Annotated in this window: 21 protein-coding genes and 1 other RNA gene; 11 read left to right on the top strand and 11 right to left on the bottom strand. The window is 62.9% G+C overall.

Annotation, left to right across the window (positions count from 1 at the left end; translation table 11 throughout):
* The first annotated feature begins 47 nt into the window (after positions 1 to 47).
* Positions 48 to 311, top strand: coding sequence for a hypothetical protein (locus K3165_RS10260; RefSeq protein WP_221548784.1), 264 nt, complete (start codon positions 48 to 50; stop codon positions 309 to 311).
* Positions 312 to 322: 11 nt separating this feature from the next.
* Here the strand turns inward: K3165_RS10260 and K3165_RS10255 are convergent, their stop codons facing one another.
* From K3165_RS10255 to mscL, 3 genes are all read right to left on the bottom strand, one after another.
* Positions 323 to 1,003: a CPBP family intramembrane glutamic endopeptidase gene (locus K3165_RS10255; protein WP_221548783.1), complete on the bottom strand. Its 681-nt coding sequence runs from the start codon at positions 1,001 to 1,003 to the stop codon at positions 323 to 325.
* A gap of 254 nt (positions 1,004 to 1,257) precedes the next feature.
* Positions 1,258 to 1,602: a transfer-messenger RNA gene (ssrA, locus tag K3165_RS10250) on the bottom strand.
* Between the two features lie 32 nt (positions 1,603 to 1,634).
* A complete protein-coding gene (gene mscL / locus K3165_RS10245; RefSeq protein ID WP_221548782.1) occupies positions 1,635 to 2,105 on the bottom strand; it encodes a large conductance mechanosensitive channel protein MscL in 471 nt (156 codons plus the stop codon).
* Between the two features lie 136 nt (positions 2,106 to 2,241).
* Between mscL and K3165_RS10240 the strand changes: the two genes are divergently transcribed.
* The 5 genes from K3165_RS10240 to K3165_RS10220 are packed head-to-tail and all read left to right on the top strand — an operon-like array spanning position 2,242 to position 5,741.
* Positions 2,242 to 2,856: a LemA family protein gene (locus K3165_RS10240; RefSeq protein ID WP_221548781.1), complete on the top strand. Its 615-nt coding sequence runs from the start codon at positions 2,242 to 2,244 to the stop codon at positions 2,854 to 2,856.
* A gap of 20 nt (positions 2,857 to 2,876) precedes the next feature.
* Complete coding sequence (locus tag K3165_RS10235) at positions 2,877 to 3,719, top strand: TPM domain-containing protein (protein ID WP_221548780.1); 843 nt, start codon at positions 2,877 to 2,879, stop codon at positions 3,717 to 3,719.
* The gene (locus K3165_RS10230; protein WP_221548779.1) at positions 3,720 to 4,394 is read left to right on the top strand and encodes a TPM domain-containing protein; all 675 of its coding nucleotides are present in this window, start codon (positions 3,720 to 3,722) and stop codon (positions 4,392 to 4,394) included. It begins immediately after the preceding gene.
* 4 nt (positions 4,395 to 4,398) lie between these two features.
* On the top strand, positions 4,399 to 4,944 hold the full coding sequence (locus K3165_RS10225) for an NUDIX hydrolase (protein ID WP_221548778.1): 546 nt from the start codon (positions 4,399 to 4,401) through the stop codon (positions 4,942 to 4,944).
* Positions 4,945 to 4,946: 2 nt separating this feature from the next.
* On the top strand, positions 4,947 to 5,741 hold the full coding sequence (locus tag K3165_RS10220; RefSeq protein ID WP_221548777.1) for an SDR family oxidoreductase: 795 nt from the start codon (positions 4,947 to 4,949) through the stop codon (positions 5,739 to 5,741).
* Between the two features lie 93 nt (positions 5,742 to 5,834).
* Here K3165_RS10220 and K3165_RS10215 read toward each other — a convergent pair whose 3' ends face one another.
* The 3 genes from K3165_RS10215 to K3165_RS10205 are packed head-to-tail and all read right to left on the bottom strand — an operon-like array spanning position 5,835 to position 6,329.
* Positions 5,835 to 6,053 (bottom strand): PspC domain-containing protein, encoded by a 219-nt coding sequence (locus tag K3165_RS10215; protein WP_221548776.1) that lies wholly within the window; start codon positions 6,051 to 6,053, stop codon positions 5,835 to 5,837.
* Positions 6,050 to 6,169 carry a recombination protein F gene (locus tag K3165_RS10210; RefSeq protein ID WP_221548775.1) on the bottom strand — a complete coding sequence of 40 codons (120 nt, stop codon included), beginning with the start codon at positions 6,167 to 6,169 and terminating at the stop codon, positions 6,050 to 6,052. Before K3165_RS10210 ends, K3165_RS10215 begins: the two co-directional genes overlap by 4 nt.
* A gap of 40 nt (positions 6,170 to 6,209) precedes the next feature.
* On the bottom strand, positions 6,210 to 6,329 hold the full coding sequence (locus K3165_RS10205) for a recombination protein F (RefSeq protein ID WP_221430649.1): 120 nt from the start codon (positions 6,327 to 6,329) through the stop codon (positions 6,210 to 6,212).
* A 230-nt stretch (positions 6,330 to 6,559) separates the two neighbouring features.
* On the opposite strand from K3165_RS10205, the gene recF reads away from it, so the two are divergent.
* Positions 6,560 to 7,639: a DNA replication/repair protein RecF gene (gene recF, locus K3165_RS10200; protein WP_221548774.1), complete on the top strand. Its 1,080-nt coding sequence runs from the start codon at positions 6,560 to 6,562 to the stop codon at positions 7,637 to 7,639.
* Here the strand turns inward: recF and K3165_RS10195 are convergent.
* On the bottom strand, positions 7,636 to 8,337 hold the full coding sequence (locus K3165_RS10195) for an arylesterase (RefSeq protein ID WP_221548773.1): 702 nt from the start codon (positions 8,335 to 8,337) through the stop codon (positions 7,636 to 7,638). The genes recF and K3165_RS10195 overlap by 4 nt on opposite strands.
* Before the next feature lie 47 nt (positions 8,338 to 8,384).
* Here K3165_RS10195 and K3165_RS10190 point away from each other — a divergent pair, with 47 nt between their 5' ends.
* Together K3165_RS10190 and K3165_RS10185 are read left to right on the top strand one after the other, a co-directional pair.
* Entirely contained in the window at positions 8,385 to 9,074 is a 690-nt protein-coding gene (locus K3165_RS10190) for an ABC transporter ATP-binding protein (RefSeq protein ID WP_221548772.1), read from the top strand.
* On the top strand, positions 9,071 to 11,578 hold the full coding sequence (locus K3165_RS10185) for an ABC transporter permease (protein ID WP_221548771.1): 2,508 nt from the start codon (positions 9,071 to 9,073) through the stop codon (positions 11,576 to 11,578). Before K3165_RS10190 ends, K3165_RS10185 begins: the two co-directional genes overlap by 4 nt.
* Here the strand turns inward: K3165_RS10185 and K3165_RS10180 are convergent.
* From K3165_RS10180 to K3165_RS10170, 3 genes are all read right to left on the bottom strand, one after another.
* On the bottom strand, positions 11,575 to 12,069 hold the full coding sequence (locus K3165_RS10180) for a DUF805 domain-containing protein (protein WP_221548770.1): 495 nt from the start codon (positions 12,067 to 12,069) through the stop codon (positions 11,575 to 11,577). The two genes, K3165_RS10185 and K3165_RS10180, sit on opposite strands and share 4 nt — an antisense overlap.
* A gap of 59 nt (positions 12,070 to 12,128) precedes the next feature.
* Positions 12,129 to 12,602, bottom strand: coding sequence for a DUF805 domain-containing protein (locus K3165_RS10175; protein WP_282098683.1), 474 nt, complete (start codon positions 12,600 to 12,602; stop codon positions 12,129 to 12,131).
* 131 nt (positions 12,603 to 12,733) lie between these two features.
* Positions 12,734 to 15,418, bottom strand: a complete 2,685-nt coding sequence (locus tag K3165_RS10170; RefSeq protein ID WP_221548768.1) for a TonB-dependent receptor — start codon at positions 15,416 to 15,418, stop codon at positions 12,734 to 12,736.
* 256 nt (positions 15,419 to 15,674) lie between these two features.
* Between K3165_RS10170 and typA the strand changes: the two genes are divergently transcribed.
* Entirely contained in the window at positions 15,675 to 17,495 is a 1,821-nt protein-coding gene (typA, locus tag K3165_RS10165; RefSeq protein WP_221548767.1) for a translational GTPase TypA, read from the top strand.
* A gap of 3 nt (positions 17,496 to 17,498) precedes the next feature.
* On the opposite strand, the gene K3165_RS10160 is transcribed toward typA, so the two are convergent.
* A complete protein-coding gene (locus K3165_RS10160) occupies positions 17,499 to 18,266 on the bottom strand; it encodes a hypothetical protein (RefSeq protein WP_221548766.1) in 768 nt (255 codons plus the stop codon).
* Between the two features lie 106 nt (positions 18,267 to 18,372).
* Between K3165_RS10160 and putP the strand changes: the two genes are divergently transcribed.
* Positions 18,373 to 19,851, top strand: a complete 1,479-nt coding sequence (putP, locus tag K3165_RS10155) for a sodium/proline symporter PutP (protein ID WP_221548765.1) — start codon at positions 18,373 to 18,375, stop codon at positions 19,849 to 19,851.
* Position 19,852: the final 1 nt, after the last annotated feature.

Here is a 19,852-nt window from a genome sequence, read left to right as displayed (position 1 = left end):
ACGCTCATTGCAGTTCAAGAGGTTAAGAAAGGAGCAAGCGCCACACCATGTGGAAGAAGGTCAAAAGGCTGTTCGTGATCAAGACGCGCTTCGAAGCGTATCTGATCATCTACGCCCTTGCCCTTGGCGCAATGACTCGCGGTGCCGACTACACCGTTCAATATCCCGGTTTCGGCGGATATCTGCTGATGGCGGCCACGGCCGGCGCGGTCTTCCTTGGCGGGGCGAAAATCCTCGACGCGATCCGCTACGAGCAGGAAGCGCGTGAAATCGCCGAATCCACCGGCAGCGAAGACAAGGCGCAGGATTAAAGCAGCCGGCGTCAGCCGCCCAGGAAGCGGATCGTCTGCGCGGTCGAATTCATCGCCCCATGCGCCAGTGCCAGCGGCAGGATGCTTCTCTTTCCGGCTTTCAGGTAAATCAGCCCGAAGACCAGCCCGATCCCTCCGGTGACGACCGCACCGTGCAGTCCCTGATAATAGTAGTGCCGGTAGCCGAAGAATACTGCCGCAAGCAGGACCGCGAGATAGCCTGAGAACCGCGTCTGGCCGAAACCCAGATCGAGTCTGGTGATAATGAACGCGCGAAACAGCAATTCCTCGAAGAAGGACCCGTGCGTCCACACCAATGCGAGCATCATCAGGTAACCCGGCAAGTTTCCTTCCACGAAGTCGAACCTACCGCTGGTGCCAATGTCTTCGAAGAAGAGGTTGGCGAGCGCCTGAAAGCTTCCGGCCGCTGCGAGCAGGGCTACGAAGACCAGCGCCGTGTGCCAGATCGTCCGCAGCCAGTTCTCCGGCATCTGGAGGCCAAGCTCGCTCCACGACGATCTGCTTCTGCGAAGCAACCATGTGGCCACGATCATCGCGCTGAAGGTCGAGGCCGGGCCAGCGAACAGCATCGTCACGGGAAGCAGGAGCTGTTTGACGCCGACCAGGACGCCGACGACGATCAGGAGATCGGCGAAGGCGCGCCAGCGACGTGTTGTAGTATTGGTGTCCAAGGTCATTCCCAGCAACTGAAGGCACATGAACCCTAGCGAAGCCGGGCCATGCTTCCACATGCCGATGGACCAAGGGCCGGATTACCTCGTCGGACATGACCGACGACATATCTTATCGATAAACGGTAAATTCTTGGCGCCAGCGCCCCACGCATCTCGTGCTGCAGGGCTGAGAACCGTTCCGCCTTGGCGAAGGTGGTCGTCTGAATGGAAGGAAGGTGGGGGTTTCTGTTGCTAGCTACCCCCGGAGCCCCGGAATCCGCTTCTGTTGCCCGGTGGGTCCAACCGCGCTTTAGCTTTGTAAGATCAGGCCGTTAGGCCGTCAGATTACGCTGCGAGAGCGAGTGCTTCGTTATCGTTGGCACTTGTGTGTTGTGAACAGTTTTACGGGTTACTCAGCCCGGGCGAAAACACTGTCTTTCAGCACACGTCGATCCTAGTTCGGCCCCGTCAAAAACCGCAGTATTACCGCGGGTTATGGTGGAGCCGCCGGGTACTGCCCCCGGGTCCGTTGTACCTATTACACAGCGCAATTTATCGCCATATCCGGTCGAAACCGGCAAGCTCCATATAGCGATGAAACGCTTAATGTGAAGTGTACCCCTCTCCCGGTCGAGAGAGGGGTAATCCGTCAGCCCATCGGGCCCTTGTCGGGCGCGTAGTCGGGGCGCGCGGCGCGAAGTTCGTCGCGGATTTCCTTGAGCAGGTCGAGCTCGGTCGGACCGGCCGGTGCCGCTTCCTCTTTCTTCTCCTCGAATTCCGCCATCACCTTCTTGGCGTAACGCACCAGCAGGAAGATGATAAAGGCCAGGATCACGAAGTTGACGATCGCGGTGATGAAAGCTCCGTAGCCGATCATCGCAGCGCCGGCCTCCTTCAGTGCGGCATAGTCCGTCAGCGAGCCTTCGTAGCCTTCGGGCGTGCTCAAGAGGACGAAATAGTTCGAGAAATCGGCGCCGCCGAAGATCGTGCCGACGATCGGCATGATGATCTCGTCGGTCAACGAGGCGACAATTACCCCGAAGGCACTGGCAATGATCACAGCGACCGCGAGGTCGATGACATTGCCCTTGGCGATGAATTCCTTGAAATCTTTCAGCATCAGCAGTCCCTCCAGCAACCCGTTTGTCGGTGATGCATTACTGACATGACAAACCTGTGCCCTCAAGCCCGCCTCGCTTGAAAGCAACAGGTAAGCGTCCTATCTCGCTAAGACAGTTTTCAAGGGGAATGCCGACATGAATCGTATCATCGCCTTTCGCACCGCCATGCTGGGCGCTTTTGCCCTCGCCCTTTCCGCCTGCGGCATCAATTCGGTGCCCAGGGCAGAGGAAACCGCCAAGGCGCGCTGGGCCGACGTGGAAGCACAATTCCAGCGCCGTGCGAACCTGATCCCGAACCTCGAACAGATCGTCATGTCCTCTGCCGAACAGGAACGACAGACGCTGAACGAAGTGATCGAGGCGCGCGCTTCGGCAACGCGCCCGGAAATCAAGCTCGAAGGCGACGACCTCACCGATGCTTCCAAGATGCAGCAGTACCAGCAGGCGCAGAACAATCTCGGCGGCGCGCTGAGCCGCCTGCTCGTCTCGGTCGAACGCTATCCCGAACTGCGCAGCCAGGAAAACTTCGGCCGTTTCATGACCCAGCTCGAGGGTACGGAAAACCGCATCGCGGTCGCCATCCGCGACTACAACGAAGCGGTTCGCGACTATAACACCCGCATTCGCACCTTCCCTGAAACGATCGGCGCAAACATCATCCACGGCGCCGAGCCGCTGGTGCCCTACGAAGCCGTATCGGAAGGCGCGGAAGTGGCTCCCGAACTCGATATGCGCAGTGAAACCAACTGATCTGCGCGGGTAGCGCGATCATGGATAATCTAAGACGCCTCCTGGTGATCGTGGCGGTAGCGCTCGGCCTCGCCGTGCCTGCCGCCGCTCAGCCGAGCTTTCCCGAGCGCGGGACCGCGCCGGTTCTCGACCAGGCGAATATCATCGACGATGCCACCGAGGCGGAACTGACCCGCAAGCTCGACGAGTTCGAGGAGCGCAGCCAGCGCCAGTTCGTGATTGCGACGGTGGAAAGCCTCCAGGGCTATGACATCGCCGAATACGGATACCAGCTGGGCCGCTACTGGCAGCTGGGCGATGCGGAAAACGATGACGGCATTATCCTGCTCGTGGCACCCAACGAACGCCAAATGCGCGTGGAGGTCGGATACGGGCTGGAGGGTATCATCCCCGACGGTCTCGCCTTCGAATATGTCGAAGGGATGAAGCCCTATTTCCGCGACGGGGACTTCTCCGGCGGGATCAGCTGGGGTGCCGACGAAATCATCAAGCAGCTGGAACTCCCTCCCGAAGAGGCTGCGCAGATCGCTCAGAATGCCGAGCGAACGACTGAAAAGCGCGAAAGTTCGGGCGGCGTACCGCTTGGTGGCCTGATCTGGTTCGCCTTCATCTTCTTTTTCTTCATCCTGCCGATATTGCGCGGCGGCGGACGCAGGCGGCGTCGCTATCGCCGCGGCCCGTGGGGCGATACGGCCCGCGACATCATCCTGTGGGAAGCTGGCAAGGCCATTGCCCGCGGCCTCGACGATCGCGGCGGGGGCTGGGGCGGCGGCGGCTTCGGGGGAGGCGGCTTCGGCGGAGGCGGAGGCTTTTCCGGAGGCGGCGGAAGTTTTGGAGGCGGCGGCGCCTCGGGGGGCTGGTAAATGGGTTATCTGGACGAAAAGCAGCACCGGATCGTGACCGAAGCAGTCGCCGCTGCCGAACAGCAGACGAGCGGCGAGATCGTCACCGTGCTGGCCGACAGGTCGGACGGGTATACCGATGTCGCCCTGTGGTGGGCGCTTGGCATCAGCTTTACCGTGATGAGCCTGCTCGCCGCCTTCCCGCAACCGGTCCTCGACTGGCTCGACAGCCTCATGGGCGGATGGTCCAGCGAATGGACGCGCGGCCAGGTCCTCACTTTCGTGCTCGGTGCAGGGCTAGGCGCCCTGCTTCTCGTGCTCGCCGTGCAGCTCTGGCAGCCGCTCAAGTTCCGCATGATCCCCTCGCCGGTAACCGCACAGCGCGTGCGCGATGCGGCTATCAAGCACTTCAAAGTCGGCGCGGAACGCCGCACCCACGGGCGTACCGGCGTGCTGCTCTACCTTTCGATGCGCGAGCACCGCGCCGAAATCGTCGCGGACGATGCCATTGCCACGCAGGTCCCTGCAGAAGTCTGGGGCGAGGCGATGGTCGACATGCTGGCAGAGGTTTCCAAGGGCTGCGTGGCGGAAGGCCTTGCTGCAGGTGTGCGCGATGTCGGCATCGTCCTTGCCGAACACTTCCCGCGCGATGCCGACGACCAGAACGAATTGCCCGACCGACTGATCGAGGTTTGACCCCATGAGTATTGCTGACCACGACGCGCCGGAGGAAATCGTCTGGCAGGGTAGGTTCGTCACAGCGAAGAAACGCGGACGCTGGGAATATGTCTCGCGCAGCCGCGGCATTCGCGCTGCCGTCATCCTCGCGGTGGATGAGGAGGATCACGTCCTGCTCGTCGAGCAATACCGGGTGCCGCTGGAGATGAACTGTCTCGAGCTGCCGGCGGGTCTGATCGGAGATGATGACGGCGCCGAGGACGAGGATCCACTTGCCGCCGCCGGCCGCGAGCTCAAGGAGGAAACGGGCTACCGCGCCGCCACTCTTGAGAATCTGGGTACCTTCTATTCCTCGCCCGGCATGGTCAGTGAAAGCTTCACCTTCGTTCGTGCACGCGGTCTGACCAAGGTCGGCGAAGGTGGCGGGGTCGAAGGTGAAAACATCACCGTGCACCGCGTCGCACGCTCGGGCCTGACCGAATTTATTGCCGCCAAGCGCCAAGAAGGTTGCGGCATCGACGTGCGTATGCTCACGCTCCTGGGACAAGGATTTATCGAGGGAGAGTGACGATGGCAGCCAAGGCAAACGGACGCTGCAAGGGTAAGCTGGCGCTGGTTACCGGTGCAGCACAGGGACTGGGCGCGGCCCATGCCCGCAGGCTCGCCGAAGAAGGTGCGAAAGTGCTGTGCACCGATATCAACGGGGACGGCGCCGAGGCGACAGCAGCCCGTATCGTCGAGGAAATGGGTGCCGGTCATGCCGTCGGCGTCCAGCACGATGTGACCGATCCCGATGCGTGGGAGCGCGTGGTCGATGTCGCCGAAAGGGAACTCGGCGGTCTCAACGTACTGGTCAACAATGCCGGTATCGGTGTCGGCGGCAATATCGAGACCTGCAAGTTCGAGGACTGGCAGCGCTGCTTCTCGGTCAATGTCGATTCCATCTTCCACGGCTGCCAGAAGGCGCTGCCTCTGATGCGCGAACATGCGCCCGGATCGATCATCAACATCTCGAGCATCGCCGGCCTGATCGCCAGCGACACCATGCCCGCCTACAATGCCAGCAAGGCCGCGGTGTGGATGCTGTCGAAATCGATCGCGCTGCATTGTGCGAAGAACCGCATGGATATCCGCTGCAACTCGGTACACCCGACATTCGTCGATACGCCGATCCTCGACGGGACGGCGATCAATCACAATATCGACAAGGATGTGCTGATGGAGAAGCTCGCCCGTCAGATCCCGCTCAAGAAAGTCGGCGAACCGGACGATATCGCCAATGCGGTGGTTTATCTCGCCAGTGACGAGAGCAAGTTCATGACCGGTGCGGAGCTGAAGCTCGACGGCGGTATCTCGGCCATGTGAGGAATTGGCGGGCTTCGTGCCTGCCAATGCGAAGTCCGACCCTTCTCGCCCGATCCCGGACCGTCTGTCCGGGATGTTGCGGAAGGATCGAACTCAGTCTGCGATCAGTCCGATCGCCAGGTAGATGAGGATGAAGCTGCCGAAGCCGAGCAGCGTACCCAGGACGAAGCCGACGCGAACCAGCGTGGTGTCGATCCCGAAGTAGCGGCCAATGCCGGCGCAAACGCCCATCAGCTTGCCGTTGGTGCGGTCGAGCCGGAAAGACTTGCTCGGGCTGACGGCATTGTCATCGCGGAATTTCAGGTCGTTCATGCCAGTACTCCATTGGGCGATGCGGGGACGATAGCAGCTGCGAAGAAGGCTGCCGAGATGGTAAGCGAGAAGGCTGCTGCGAAAAGCTTGCTGCCATATTTTTCGAGGTCGAACATAGATCCTTTTCCTAGTGAATTGAGTGTGGGCGCTAAGGGCTTAGGCGATGAGGCCGGCCGGGCTAGCGGGGACGATTGCCATTGCCATCATGATGGCCGAGGCAGCGAAAGCGAAGACCGATGCGAGGGCCTTGTTGTTGGAAGCGTCGAAAGCGAACATTTGTCTGTATCCCTGAATTATCTTGATCGTTCACCGGACCATCCGGTGGACACCCCAAGCATTGCAACCACCGTGCCAAAATTGAAAAACGGCGGAATTCAGCCATTCTTAACTGAACCGACGGGACGGCTCTTGTTAATGAAACCGAAAGGTTGGCGAAAATTCCCAACTTTTGGATTTCGCTTTCCGGTGGCGGGGAGCAGAGCCCCGCGCTAGGGCTCGCAGACCCCATGCTCGACCGCATTTCCCTCACCCGTTTCCGCAATCACGAGGTCACCGAACTGGGAGGCACCTCGCGCTTCAACCTGCTTGTCGGGGAGAATGGCGCGGGAAAGACCAATGTGCTCGAGGCGCTTTCGCTGCTGGCCCCCGGGCGCGGGCTGCGGCGGGCAGCGCTGGCCGACATGGTCCAGCATGATGCGGACACCGGCTTCACCATCGGCGCGGACCTCAGGCAGGAGGACGGAGAGGCGATCCGGCTCGGCACCTATACCGAAAGCGATCACCCGGCCCGTCGGCGCGTACGCATCAATGGCGCGGAAGGCAGCGCGACGGGTTTAGGCGAATGGCTCGCCCTGACATGGCTCACCCCGGCAATGGACGGCCTCTTCACCGGCCCTGCTGCCGATCGGCGCAGGTTCATGGACCGCATGGCGCTGGCACTCGATCCGGCGCATGCCGCCTATGCCTCGCGCTATGAAGCCGCGCTGCGCGAGCGCAACCGCCTGCTGGCAGACGACCGGGCACCCGAAAGCGCCTGGCTCGACGCGATCGAAGCGCAGATGGTCGAACACGGCGGAAGGCTGATCGCCGGTCGCGCGATGTTGGTCGATACGCTGATGAGCCGCATCGCCCATATGCCGAGCGAGCCCTTCGCCCGCCCCGCCCTGACCTATGCGCCCGGCGGCACCGACAGTGCCGAATCCTTGTCGCAGGCTCTCTTCGACGGGCGTGCAAGGGACCGCGCGGCGCAGCGCACCCTCTCAGGCCCGCACCGCGACGAGCTGGAAGTGGTTCACGCGGCCAAGCGCGTGCCTGCCGCCCAGAGCTCGACCGGTGAACAGAAGGCCATGCTGGTCGCCATCACGCTCGCACACGCGGCGCTCGCGGCACAGGGGCGCAGCGGCGTCCTGCTGCTCGACGAGGTCGCCGCACATCTCGATCCGGTGCGCCGCGCCGCGCTGTTCGACCAGCTTGCTGCGAGCGGCGCGCAGGTCTGGATGACGGGGACCGAGCTGGCCCCCTTCGACAGCATTTCCAATGAAGCCGCGGTCTGGCGCGTGACCGGCGGCAGCGTCGAACGGATTTAACCTGCGTCGGGCAAAGCCGCCTGCACGTCGTCGATAGTATCGGCCACCAGCAGGTCGATACCCTCGGCCGTCGGGTGGATGCGGTCCGACTGGAACAGTTCTGGCGACTGGTAGATGCTCTTGAGCCAGAAAGGCACCAGCTGCGCTTCATATTCGCGGGCGAGCTCGCCATAGAGCGCATCGAACTGTTGCTGGTATTCCGGCCCGTAGTTCGGCGGCGCGCGCATTCCCATCACGAGTACCGGAATGCCGCGGCTCTGCAATTCGGCGAGCATGCCTTCGAAGTTCGTGCGGGTAGCTTCGGGCTGAATGCCGCGCAGCATGTCGTTCCCGCCAAGTTCGAGGATGAACAGATCCGGCTTTACCGGCTGCTGGTCGAGCAGGAACCCGATCCGCTCCAGCCCGCCGGAGCTTGTGTCGCCCGATACGCCGGCATCGACCACCGTGGCATTGATGCCCGCCTGCCTGAGCGCACGCTGCAGCCGTTCCGGATAGCCTTCGTGTTCTGCCAGATTGTATCCTGCGAAAAGGCTGTCTCCGAATGCGACAATGCGGCGCTCTTCGCCTTCGACGACGATCTCTTCCGGAGCCTCGCTGGCTGTCGTCGCTTCGGCCTGCGGCGGAGCCTCGTCCACCTCGCTGCCGCAAGCGGCCAGTGTCAGGGCGAAAAGAGGTATCGACAAACTACTAAGGCGCATCGGCGAGCTTCCTTGTGCGGAGGTGGTCCATCTGCCATCGCAGCCGCGTGACGACTTCTCAAGATGCGATTTGCGCGCGCGATCTGCGCCTCACCCTCGGCTCCCCCGAAGCACCGGTGGAAATCCTGAAAGGGCTCGACCTCACCATCGGCAAGGGCGAGACCGTCGCCCTGCTCGGCCCGTCCGGGTCGGGCAAGAGCTCGCTCATGGCGGTACTGTCCGGACTGGAACGTGCCACATCCGGCACGCTGAGCGTAGCGGGTGCCGATTTCGCCACCATGGACGAAGATGCCCTCGCCCGCGCCCGACGGGGCCGGATCGGCATCGTGCTGCAGGCATTCCACCTCCTGCCGACCATGACCGCGCTCGAAAACGTGGCAACACCGATGGAACTGGCAGGCGAAACCGACGCGCATGAACGCGCGAAGGTCGAGCTGGAGGCCGTTGGCCTCGGCCACCGCCTCGACCACTATCCGCAGCAGCTTTCCGGCGGCGAGCAGCAGCGCGTCGCCATCGCCCGCGCCATTGCGCCCCGCCCCGACCTGATCTTCGCCGACGAACCGACCGGCAACCTCGATGCTGCGACCGGTCACGAGATCGTCGAGCTCCTGTTCAACCGCCGCGAGGAAACCGGCGCGACGCTGCTGGTCATCACGCATGACCCTGAGCTTGCCGAACATTGCGAGCGCGTGCTGACGCTGGGCGACGGCAAGATCGCGAGCGACACGGCCGCATGAGCTGGGGCACCGCCTGGCGCATTGCACGGCGCGATCTTAATGCGCGCTTCAAGGGGCTGCGCCTCCTTCTCGTATGCATTTTCCTCGGCACAGCAGCGCTGGCCGCGATCGGTTCGCTCACTGCGGCAATCGAGCGTGAGCTTGCAGCCAACGGCCAGGCCTTCCTTGGCGGCGACGTGCAGATCGAGTTGTGGCAGCGCTCGCTGAACGAGGAAGAGCGCGGCGCGCTCGAAGAACTGGGAACGGTTTCGGCCGGAACGCGAATGCAGGCGATGGCGCGCAAAGATGACGTCGCAGCGCCCATCGAACTCAAGGCCGTAGACGCCGCCTACCCGCTCTACGGCACGCTTATGCTCGAACGCAGGGGCGAGGCGCCTGCCCCGACCGGCAACGAGGCCTATATCGCCCCCGGCGCGGCCGACCGGCTTGGCGTGGGTGCTGGCGATAGCATCGCCATCGGCACGGAGACGCTGACGGTGGCGGGGATCATCGCAGACGAGCCCGATCGCCTTGGCGAGGGTTTCCAGCTCGGCCCGACGATCATCGTTGCCGAAGACCTCCCCAAGCGCGCGGGCCTGCTGGCTCCCGGCGCGATGTACCAGAGCAAGACCCGCGTCGCGCTGTCCACGCCGCGCAACCTCGAAGAGATCGAGGAAGACCTCGAGAACCGCTTCCCCGAAGCCGGTTTCGACATCGACACGGCAGAACGCGCGGCACCGGGCACCGACCGCTTCGTCGAACGAATGAGCGAATTCCTGACCCTCGTGGGTCTCGCAGCACTCGTCATCGCCGGGATAGGCATCGGCGGCGGTGTGTCGTCCTATCTCGATGCACGTCGCCAGTCGGTGGCGACACTCAAGATCCTCGGCGCGACCTCCAAGGACATTGCCCGCATCTACGCCTTGCAGATCTTCGCTGCAGCGGCGGTCGGCAGCATCGCGGGCCTTGCAGTCGGTGTCGCCGTCGTGCCGATCCTGGCGCAGGCGCTGGAAGGACTCCTGCCTGTCAATGCGGGCTTCGTGATCGATCCGGGCGCACTGCTGCTCGCGGCGGCATATGGCCTGCTGGTCGCGCTGGTCTTCGCCGCGCCACCGCTGATGAGAGCGCGCAATTTCCCCGCCATGGCCCTGATGCGCGCCCGCGTCGCGCCGCTTGTCCGCGACAAGGCCGCCATCGGCGTAGTCCTGCTCGGCCTTGCTGCAATCGTGGGACTGGCGCTCGTCACATCGAGCCGCCCGATGCTGGCTGGCGGTTTCCTCGCCGGTGCAGCCGTCGTATTCGGCCTGCTCGCACTGCTCGGCTGGGGCATCCGCAAGACCGCGGCTTCACTTCCGCGTCCCAAGAGCCCGATCGCCCGCGCGGCGATTGCCAATATCCATCGCCCCGGCTCGAGCACCGGTGCACTGGTGACCGCGCTCGGCTTCGGGCTTGCCGCCTTCGTGCTGCTCGCTGCCATCCAGAGTTCGATCGACGGCAATATCGAGAAGCGCGTCCCCGAACGCGCGCCCGATTACTTCGTGCTCGACGTGCCCCGTGAACGCGAGGCGGAATTCCGCGATCTCGTGACGGAAACTGATGCCGGTGCACAGGTGACTGCGGTCGCCGCACTGCGCGGATCGGTTCTCGCATTCGGCCCCGAAGGCGACCTGACCCGCACCGCCAGCCTCGAGGAAATCCCCGATGGTGCATGGGCGCTGCGCGGCGAACGCGGCCTGACCTATGCCGACACCCTTCCCGAGGGCGACGAGCTGGTCGACGGTGAATGGTGGGGACCGATGCATGAAGGCGAATACCTCGTCAGCGTCGAGGATGATTTCGCCTCCGCCGCAGGTCTCGAAGTGGGCGACAAGCTGGTCTTCGGCGTCTTGGGCGCAGAGATCGAGGCCCGGATCGCCAGCACGCGCACGATCGACTGGGAGAGCATGGGCTTCAACTATGTGTTCGTGCTCAGCCCCAATGCCCTGCGCGATACGCCGCACAACCTTGCCGCCACCATTGAACTGACGGAGGGCACGCCCACCGGCCCGCTCCTGCAGGCGCTCGTTCGCAATTTCCAGTCGACATCGGTCATCGAAGTTGGAGGCGTGCTCCAGCAGGCGCGCACGATCCTAGAGCAGGTCGGCTTGGCGACGCTCGCTGCCGCCAGTGTTGCGGTTCTCGCCGGGCTTGCCGTGTTGCTAGGCGCGATTGCGGCCGCACGCGCCTCGCGCACATACGACACGGTGGTGCTGCGGGTCCTCGGTGCGGATCGCGGACAGGTGCTCAAGATGCAGCTGGCGGAATACGCCTTGCTCGCAGGCGCTCTGGCCATAGTTGCGCTGGGCCTTGGCACGCTGACTGCGTGGCTGGTGGTGACACAGCTTTTCGAATTCGACTGGCTGCCCGACTGGATGGAAGTCTTCGCCGTCCTCGGCCTCGGCCTTTTCGTGGTCCTTGCCTTCGCGATCGGCGGTTCGCTGCCCCTGCTGCGCGCCAAGCCCGCACAGGCCTTGCGCGCGCTCTAGTCGCGCCGGACCGGCGCGGCAGGTAGCGGGACGTAGTCGAACTCGCGATCCGGCTTGGGCGGCACTTCGACGCGGCCCTTGGGGTCCGGTCCGAAGATCGTATCGAAAGGCTGGCTGTCCTGGAGGAACCAGACAAACAGCCAGATCGTCCCGAGCCACGGGATAAGGATCACCAGATACCACCAGCCGGAACGTCCGGTGTCATGCAGTCGCCTGATCGACAGGGCGAGGTGCACCCAGCCGAAGAAGAGCAGCAGCGGAAGTCCGAGCCACACCACCATCCTGTTCGCGCCTACGCTGATCGGCGGGACATCGTCGAGTGGCGCCTCGCCCGGCACCCCTTCCGGCAGCGGGAACAGCGCGTCGGCTGCAAGGAAGAACGCCACCCAGAACGCCAACAGCGCAAACGAGAATATCCAGAACTCGCGCCGCCGCGAACGGCCCTTGAAATCGGTCATGCGCTTGACCGGCACAGTCAGCCAATTGGTCATTTCAGAGGCTCCGGACGCAATTCACACCGCGCACTGGCAATGCGATCGCAGCGCGCGCCCTATCGGTAGCGCACACCCCCGCCGGTGCGATAGTCGTCACGCATGTTGGAATGGTAGGAATCCCCGAATCCACGCGGATTTTCGCCCCACTGATTGTCCCCTTCCTTGCTGGGCAGGACTGTAATGACGAAGATAGCGAGACTGCCGAGCAGGCCGATCAACGGGACCAACGAGAACAATGCCAGCCCCACATAGGCCCAGCCCGACATTCCGATGTCGTGAAACCTGCGGACGGTCACAGCGAGGCTCGGGATCAGGGAAAATAGCATGAAGACGAGCCAGACGAGCCCCAGCATGCCGACGTCTTCCAGGTCTGCGCCCGCATAGGGATCTTCGAGCAGGAACACATCGAACGCTCCGCTGAGGATCAGAAGAACAAGCGAAACCGAAACCAGGAACAGCGTATACATCCAGTATTCGCTACGACACGATCTCCCGCGAAAATCAAAGTAACGCGCGTACGGCCTGAACATGTATTCCATCTGCAACCCTCCAGCAGAAGGGTTTTCTAGACGGCAATAAGTAAATAACTTGTTCTACTCGCGAAAGAAAAGGGGGCCCGAAAGCCCCCTTCCCCGTTTTTGTATTCTTTTCGCCTGCGCGATTAGAACTTGAACTTGACCGCAGCGCCGTAGGTGCGCGGCTGGTTCGAGTAGCCCGAAATCGAGCCCGACTGGGCGACCGAATCGAAGATCGTCGTGATGTAGCGATCGTCGAGCAGGTTGCGGCCCCAGACCGAGACTTCGAGACCCATGTCGAAGGCATAGGTCAGGCTGGCCGAAAGCTCGTTCACTTCGCGGCGGAACGGACGGGCGGCAGCGAAGGCCGTTTCCTGGTTCACACCGTCAAAGAAGCCGGGAAGACCGTCGGCGACCTGCACCGGAGCTTCGTAGTAGAAGTTGGTGTTGAAGATCACGCGATCGCCAGCGGAATTGACTTCCTTGTTGATCTGGCCGCCGATCGACATCGAATACTGCGAGATCCCTGCAACCGGGCGGCCCGAGAGGTCGCCGATCGAGCTGTTGGGGAACTCGACATATTCGGGGTCGAGGTAGGTGAAGGCAGCGTTCAGGGTCAGCCAGTCGGTCGGGCGGACGTTACCGTCGAACTCGATACCGAAGGTTTCCTGCAGGCCTGCATTGGCCAGCGCGAAGCCGGTGCCGGTGAAGATATTCGACTGGAAGCCGTCGATCTTCTGGCGGAAGATGGTCAGGTTACCCGCAGCGTAATCCCACTGGCCCTTCAGGCCCAGTTCGATGACTTCGGTTTCTTCCGGACCGGCGAAGCGCGAACCCGTGCCGAGGTTGACCGGTGCGATACCGGCAGCCTGGATGGCGGCAAGGTCGCTCTGCAGCGGACGGCTGTCGCGCGACAGGTTGAAGCTGCTTGCCTTGAAGCCGGTCGCGTAGCTCGCGTAGATGTTGAGCGTCGGCGAGATGTCGTAGGCGAGACGTGCAGTCCAGCTCCAGTCGTCGTCGCTGGTCTTGCCATCTTCAACCACGTTGGGAACGTCGAGGAAGGGCGGCAGGAACTGCAACGCCTGCAGCGGAAGCAGCGGGTTACCGCCAACATTGAGCGGGTTCGGATCGGTCGCAGCCGCGGTCGGCGACAGCGTCGAGTTGTAGGCCGCAATCGCCTGGAATTGCGCGAACAGGGCCGGGTTGGCACCAGCGAAAGCCGCAACCTGGGCCGGATCGGCCGGGTTGACGCCAGCGCTTCCGAGCAGGGTCGAGAAGATCGCCGTCTGGCCCGAAGTCACCAGGTCGATGCCCGAGAATACGTCCGTCGAGGTGACGTCGGTCGTGATTTCCTTGCTGTCGTCGGTGTAGTTCGCGCCCAGCGTCAGGACGAGACCATCGGTGATCTCGAAGTCGAGCTGACCGAAGATCGAGAGCGCCTCGTTCTTCAGCGTGTAGCTTTCGATCAGGCCCTGGCCTGCAGCGAAGAACTGACCGGCATAGTTCTGGCCGTTAAGTGCCGAGAGCGTGCCTTCGATCGACTGCACCGCGAAATCGTTCGGCGGGCTGGTGATCGGGCCACCGATCAGGATGTTGGCATATTCGCGGAAGTCTTCGCCGAAGAGGATCTCGTTCGACTGGTCGATGCTCTCGTCGAAGTAGTAACCGCCGAGCAGCACGCTGAGACGGTCGCCGATTTCGCCCGAAATGCGGAGTTCCTGCGTGAAGGTGTCGATGCCGACGTCCGCGAAGTTGCGGCCGATCAGGTCGGCAGTCGTGAAGTCAGAATCCTGGTCGGTGATCAGGTCGCTTTCACGATAGGCGGTGATCGAGGTCAGGGTGAAGGCACCCAGTTCGTAATCGATCTGGCCCGAGATACCCTTGTTCTCGATGTCATTCGAGGAATCGAAGTTGGTGTAGACTTCGTCATCGAACGCGTTGGCCGGATCGTTGACAGCGCCACCGAGGGCGAAGACGGCACCGGTCGCAGCGCTCTGCTGCAGGTTCACGACGCCGCAGCAGTTTTCGTCAACCTTGTCGTAGTCTGCGATCAGGCGAACCTTGAGCGGGCCACCGGCATCGAACAGCAGCTGGCCACGGCCGAACCAGCGGTCACGGTCGTTGACGTCGTTGCCCGTACCCTGATCTTCAAGGTAGCCGTCGCGCTTGTTGATACCGCCGGCGAGGCTGAATGCGATCGAATCGCTGATCGGACCGGTGACGAGGCCCTTGCCGACGATCGAGTTGAAATTGCCGTAGGAAACTTCGGCGAGGCCGCCGAATTCGAATTCCGGCTCCTTGGTGACGATCGAGATGACGCCGGCGCTGGCGTTCTTGCCGAACAGGGTCGACTGCGGGCCACGCAGGACCTCGATGCGCTGGACGTCGGGAAGGTCGGTGATCTGCGATGCGGTACGGCTGCGATAGACGCCGTCCACGAACACGCCGACCGACGGTTCGATACCGGCATTGTTGGCGCCGTTGCCGAAGCCGCGGATCAGGAAGTTGGTGTTGGCCGAGCTCTGCAGCTGGTTCACGCGAAGCGAGGGAACCTGCGTCTGGAGATCCTTGAGGTCGCGGATCTGTGCGCGCTCGATGGTTTCGGCGGTGGTCACGCTGACGGCGACAGGCACTTCCTGGAGGGTCTGTGCACGCTTCGTCGCGGTGACGATGATGACGTTGGGATCGGGGCTCTCGGCCTGCTCTTCAGCCGTATCGGCGACAGAGGCCTGCTCCTGGTCTTCGTCCTGCGCATAGGCGGCGGTGGGCAGCGCGAAGGCGGCGGCACCGGTCAGCAGGGCAGCACGAAGGCTCGTATTCTTGAAATTCATGTATTGGCTTCCTCTCACAGAAACTTGCGTTGGGGTTGCTGCGCATTCCCCAAAATCACGCAGTGACGGTGAGTTATTCGCCAGCGGGCCGTCCAACAAGGGCGAAGCGGCATACCTATGCAAGACACCATGCAGTGTGCCTTTCGAGTCACACTTGCTGATGCTTGCCGCATTGCACCATTTCGGCTAGGGGCGCGCACGAATTGGCTGCGCCGGAATCACGCGCCGCTACGGCATCCTTACGAAAGCACATATTATGTCCCGCGACCTTCGCAACGTGGCGATCATCGCCCACGTCGACCATGGCAAGACCACCCTCGTCGACCAGCTCTTTCGCCAGTCCGGCACCTTCCGCGAAAACCAGCGCGTCGAAGAACGCGCGATGGATAGCAACGACCTCGAAAAAGAGCGCGGCATCACCATTCTCGCCAAGTGCACCAGCGTCGAGAAGGACGGCGTGCGCATCAACATCGTCGACACTCCGGGCCACGCCGACTTCGGCGCCGAGGTGGAGCGTATCCTGAGCATGGTCGACGGCGTCATCCTGCTGGTCGATTCCGCAGAAGGCCCGATGCCGCAGACCAAGTTCGTCACCGGCAAGGCGCTGGGCTTGGGCCTTCGCCCCATCGTGGTCGTGAACAAGATCGACCGCAGCGATGCGCGTCCGCAGGAAGTGCTCGACGAAGTGTTCGACCTTTTCGCGTCGCTCGATGCCACCGACGAACAGCTCGACTTCCCGTCGCTCTGGGCCTCGGGCCGCGATGGCTATGCCAGCGAAGACGAGAATGCTCGTTCGGGCGACCTCGAACCGCTTTTCAAGCTGATCACCGAGCATGTCCCGGCCCCCGGCCTCGACACCGAAGCGCCGTTCAGCTTCCTCGCCACCCTGCTAGACCGCGACAACTTCATGGGCCGCGTGCTCACCGGCCGCGTTCAGTCGGGCAAGATCAATCTCAACGATCCGATCCACGCTCTCGACGCCGATGGCAAGGTCATCGAAGTCGGCCGCGCCACCAAGCTCATGTCGTTCGACGGTCTCGACCGCGTACCGGTTGAAAGCGCTGTAGCGGGCGACATCATCGCGCTTGCGGGCCTCGAAAAGGCGACCGTTTCGAACACCCTCGCCGACCCCAGCGTGAAGACGCCGATCGAAGCGCAGCCGATCGATCCGCCGACGCTCGCCATGCAGTTCTCGGTCAACGACAGCCCGCTGGCCGGCCGCGAAGGCAGCAAGGTGACGAGCCGCATGATCCGCGACCGTCTCTACCGCGAAGCCGAAACCAACGTCGCTATCCGCATCACCGAAAGCGCCGACAAGGACAGCTTCGAAGTGGCCGGCCGCGGCGAACTCCAGCTGGGCGTGCTCATCGAAACGATGCGCCGCGAAGGTTTTGAACTCGGCATCAGCCGTCCGCGCGTGCTGTTCCGTGAAGAGAACGGCCAGCGCATGGAGCCGTTCGAGACGGTCGTCATCGACGTCGACGACGAGCACTCGGGAACGGTCGTCGAGAAGATGCAGCGCCGCAAGGCCGAGCTGACCGAAATGCGTCCCTCGGGCCAGGGCAAGACCCGCATCACCTTCTCCGCCCCCTCGCGCGGCCTCATCGGCTACCACGGCGAATTCCTGTCCGACACGCGCGGCACGGGCATCATGAACCGCCTGTTCGAGAAGTACGACACCTATCGCGGCCCCATCGAAGGTCGCCAGAACGGCGTCCTTATCTCGATGGTCCCGGGTGAAGCTGTCCCCTATGCGCTCAACGCTCTCGAAGATCGCGGCGAACTCTTCATCGGTGGCGGCGCGAAGATCTACGAAGGCATGATTATCGGCGAGAACGCCAAGCCCGACGATCTCGAAGTGAACCCGATGAAGTCGAAGCAGCTGACGAACTTCCGTTCGACCGGCAAGGACGATGCCATCCGCCTGACGCCGCCGCGTGTGATGACGCTGGAACAGGCCATCGCCTACATCGACGACGATGAAATGGTCGAAGTGACGCCGGAGAACATCCGTCTTCGCAAGGCTATCCTCGACCCGCACGAGCGCAAGCGCGCCAAGCGCGCCGCGCAGGGCTAAAAGCTATCCCGCCATATGTGCTGCGGCGAGCCAGGTCTCGCCCAGCACGAGCGCGGCATAAAGCCCTGCCCCCGCAAGGAACGGCAGGAAAAAGCTCTTGCGATCCTCCGGTAGCTCTTCCTTGAGCACCAGGAGTACGATGCCGCCTCCGACGAATGCGAAGAGGCAGCCGATGACCAGCTCGGGCAGTTCGACAAGGATGCCGAGCAGCCAGCCGCCCAGCGTCGCTGCGGCCAGCACCCAGCGCCCGCGCGCATCGTAAATCTCCGGATGATCGGCCCGCGTGCCGAAGTCGGCGGTTACGAAGTGCAGCATCATGGCCGCGAAATAGAGCGCCAGTCCCGCCGGAGTCGGGTCCTCGCGGTGGTTGAGCAGGTAAGCGATGAGCAGCACCAGCAGCGCGCTCGCTCCGATATGGAGCCAGAAGACCGGGTGATGCGGGCGGTCCCGTCCCTCGGTCGCCATCCGCCGGTCCCGTGAAATCGCGAGCGAACGCTCCAGTCCGTAGAACAGCGCCAGCCCTGCAAGCGATAGCGCGTAGACCAGCTCTTCCGCCAATGTCGCATCGAAGCCGGTCGCCTTCTCGAAGGTCTCCGAATGCGCTGCGAGTTCGGGAAGGATGTGCAGGAACACATAACCCACCGCGACACCGCCGGCGAAGGACAGCCACCGGCTTCGCGGATTCCGATCGAGGAAGCGAAGCTGGCCGACGAAAAGATGCACCGCGCAAAACGCGAAGGCCATCAGCAGGGTGATAAGCGTAAGAGGCATTACGCCACCAATGCATGAGAGCAGCAAAAGGGCCGCTACCCCCTCGCCAGACACCGCTCCGGCCTGAAGCTAGCCAGCACCGGTTGCATTTGTTACCAGCCCGTCCATGCAGACTGGAACACTTATTTCGCTCGGCCTCTATTTCGTGGCCATGATCGCCATCGGCCTGTGGGCCTGGAAACGTTCGACCGACACAAGCGAGGGTTATCTCCTTGCCGGCCGGAACCTGCCACCGGCAGTGGCCGCGCTGTCCGCAGGTGCATCGGACATGAGCGGCTGGCTGCTGCTTGGCCTACCCGGAGCCCTTTATGCGGCCGGCCTCGTCGAGGCATGGATCGGCATCGGCTTGTTCGTGGGCGCTTTCGTCAATTGGATCGTCGTCGCACCGCGCCTCCGGAAGCAGACCGAAGAGCGCGGCAACGCGCTGACCATCCCCGAATTCCTCGCCAATCGCTTTCCCGACAAGGCGGTGGCGCTGCGCGTCGTCTCCGCGCTCATCGTGGTGGTTTTCTTCGCAGTCTACACCGCAGCCGGTCTCGTTGGTGGCGGATTGCTGTTCGAAACCAGCTTTGCCGGCATCCTGCCTGATTGGGGCATGAGCGATTACATGATGGGTATCTGGATCACTGCGCTCGTGGTTCTCGCATATACCATGGTCGGAGGCTTCCTTGCCGTCAGCCTCACGGATTTCGTCCAGGGCTGCATCATGGTCGTGGCGCTCGTGCTGATGCCGCTGGTGGTGATGTTCGGTGCCGGCGGTGAAAGCGGCGGTTCGCTCAGCGATGTACCGGTCGACGGCTTCCTGAGCCTGACGCAGGGCCTGACGCTGCTCGGCTTCATCAGCGCCGTTACATGGGGCCTGGGCTATTTCGGCCAGCCGCACATCATCGTGCGCTTCATGGCCATCGATACGGTCGAGAAGGTGAAGACCGCGCGCAATATCGGCATGACTTGGATGGGTGTCGCGCTGATCGGTTCGATCGGTATCGGCATTGCCGGGCGCGCCTATGTCGAGCGCAACGGCCTCGTGGTCGACAATCCCGAGACGATCTTCATCGTCCTTGCCAACCTGCTGTTCCACCCGGTCATCACCGGCTTCCTGCTGGCCGCGCTGCTGGCCGCGATCATGTCGACCATCAGCTCGCAGCTGCTGGTCGCATCGAGCTCGCTGACCGAGGATTTCTACAAGCTGTTCTTCCGCAAGGAAGCGAGCGAGCGCGAAAGCGTGAACGTGGGCCGCATCTGCGTGGCGCTGGTCGCGCTGGCCGCCATCGCGATTGCCAGCGATCCGGAAAGCCAGGTGCTCGGCCTCGTGTCCAACGCGTGGGCAGGCTTCGGTGCCGCCTTCGGCCCGCTGATCATCCTTTCGCTGATCTGGGACAAGATGACGGGTGCCGGTGCAGTCGCGGGCCTCGTGACCGGCGCAGGGACCGTCGCCGCATGGATTGCCCTTGGCTGGAACAGCCAGCTTCCCGGAATGGACGCGGGCCTATATGAGATCGTCCCCGGCTTCATCGCGGCATGGGTCGCGATCTGGCTGGTCAGCAAGGCGACGGCACCGGCAGGCAAGCCGCAGGAGGCATAGG

The organism is Qipengyuania xiamenensis, assembly GCF_019711495.1.
Taxonomy (GTDB): domain Bacteria; phylum Pseudomonadota; class Alphaproteobacteria; order Sphingomonadales; family Sphingomonadaceae; genus Qipengyuania; species Qipengyuania xiamenensis.
Note: the sequence above shows the minus strand (reverse complement) of the source record. Positions and strands in the feature narration are given on the sequence as shown.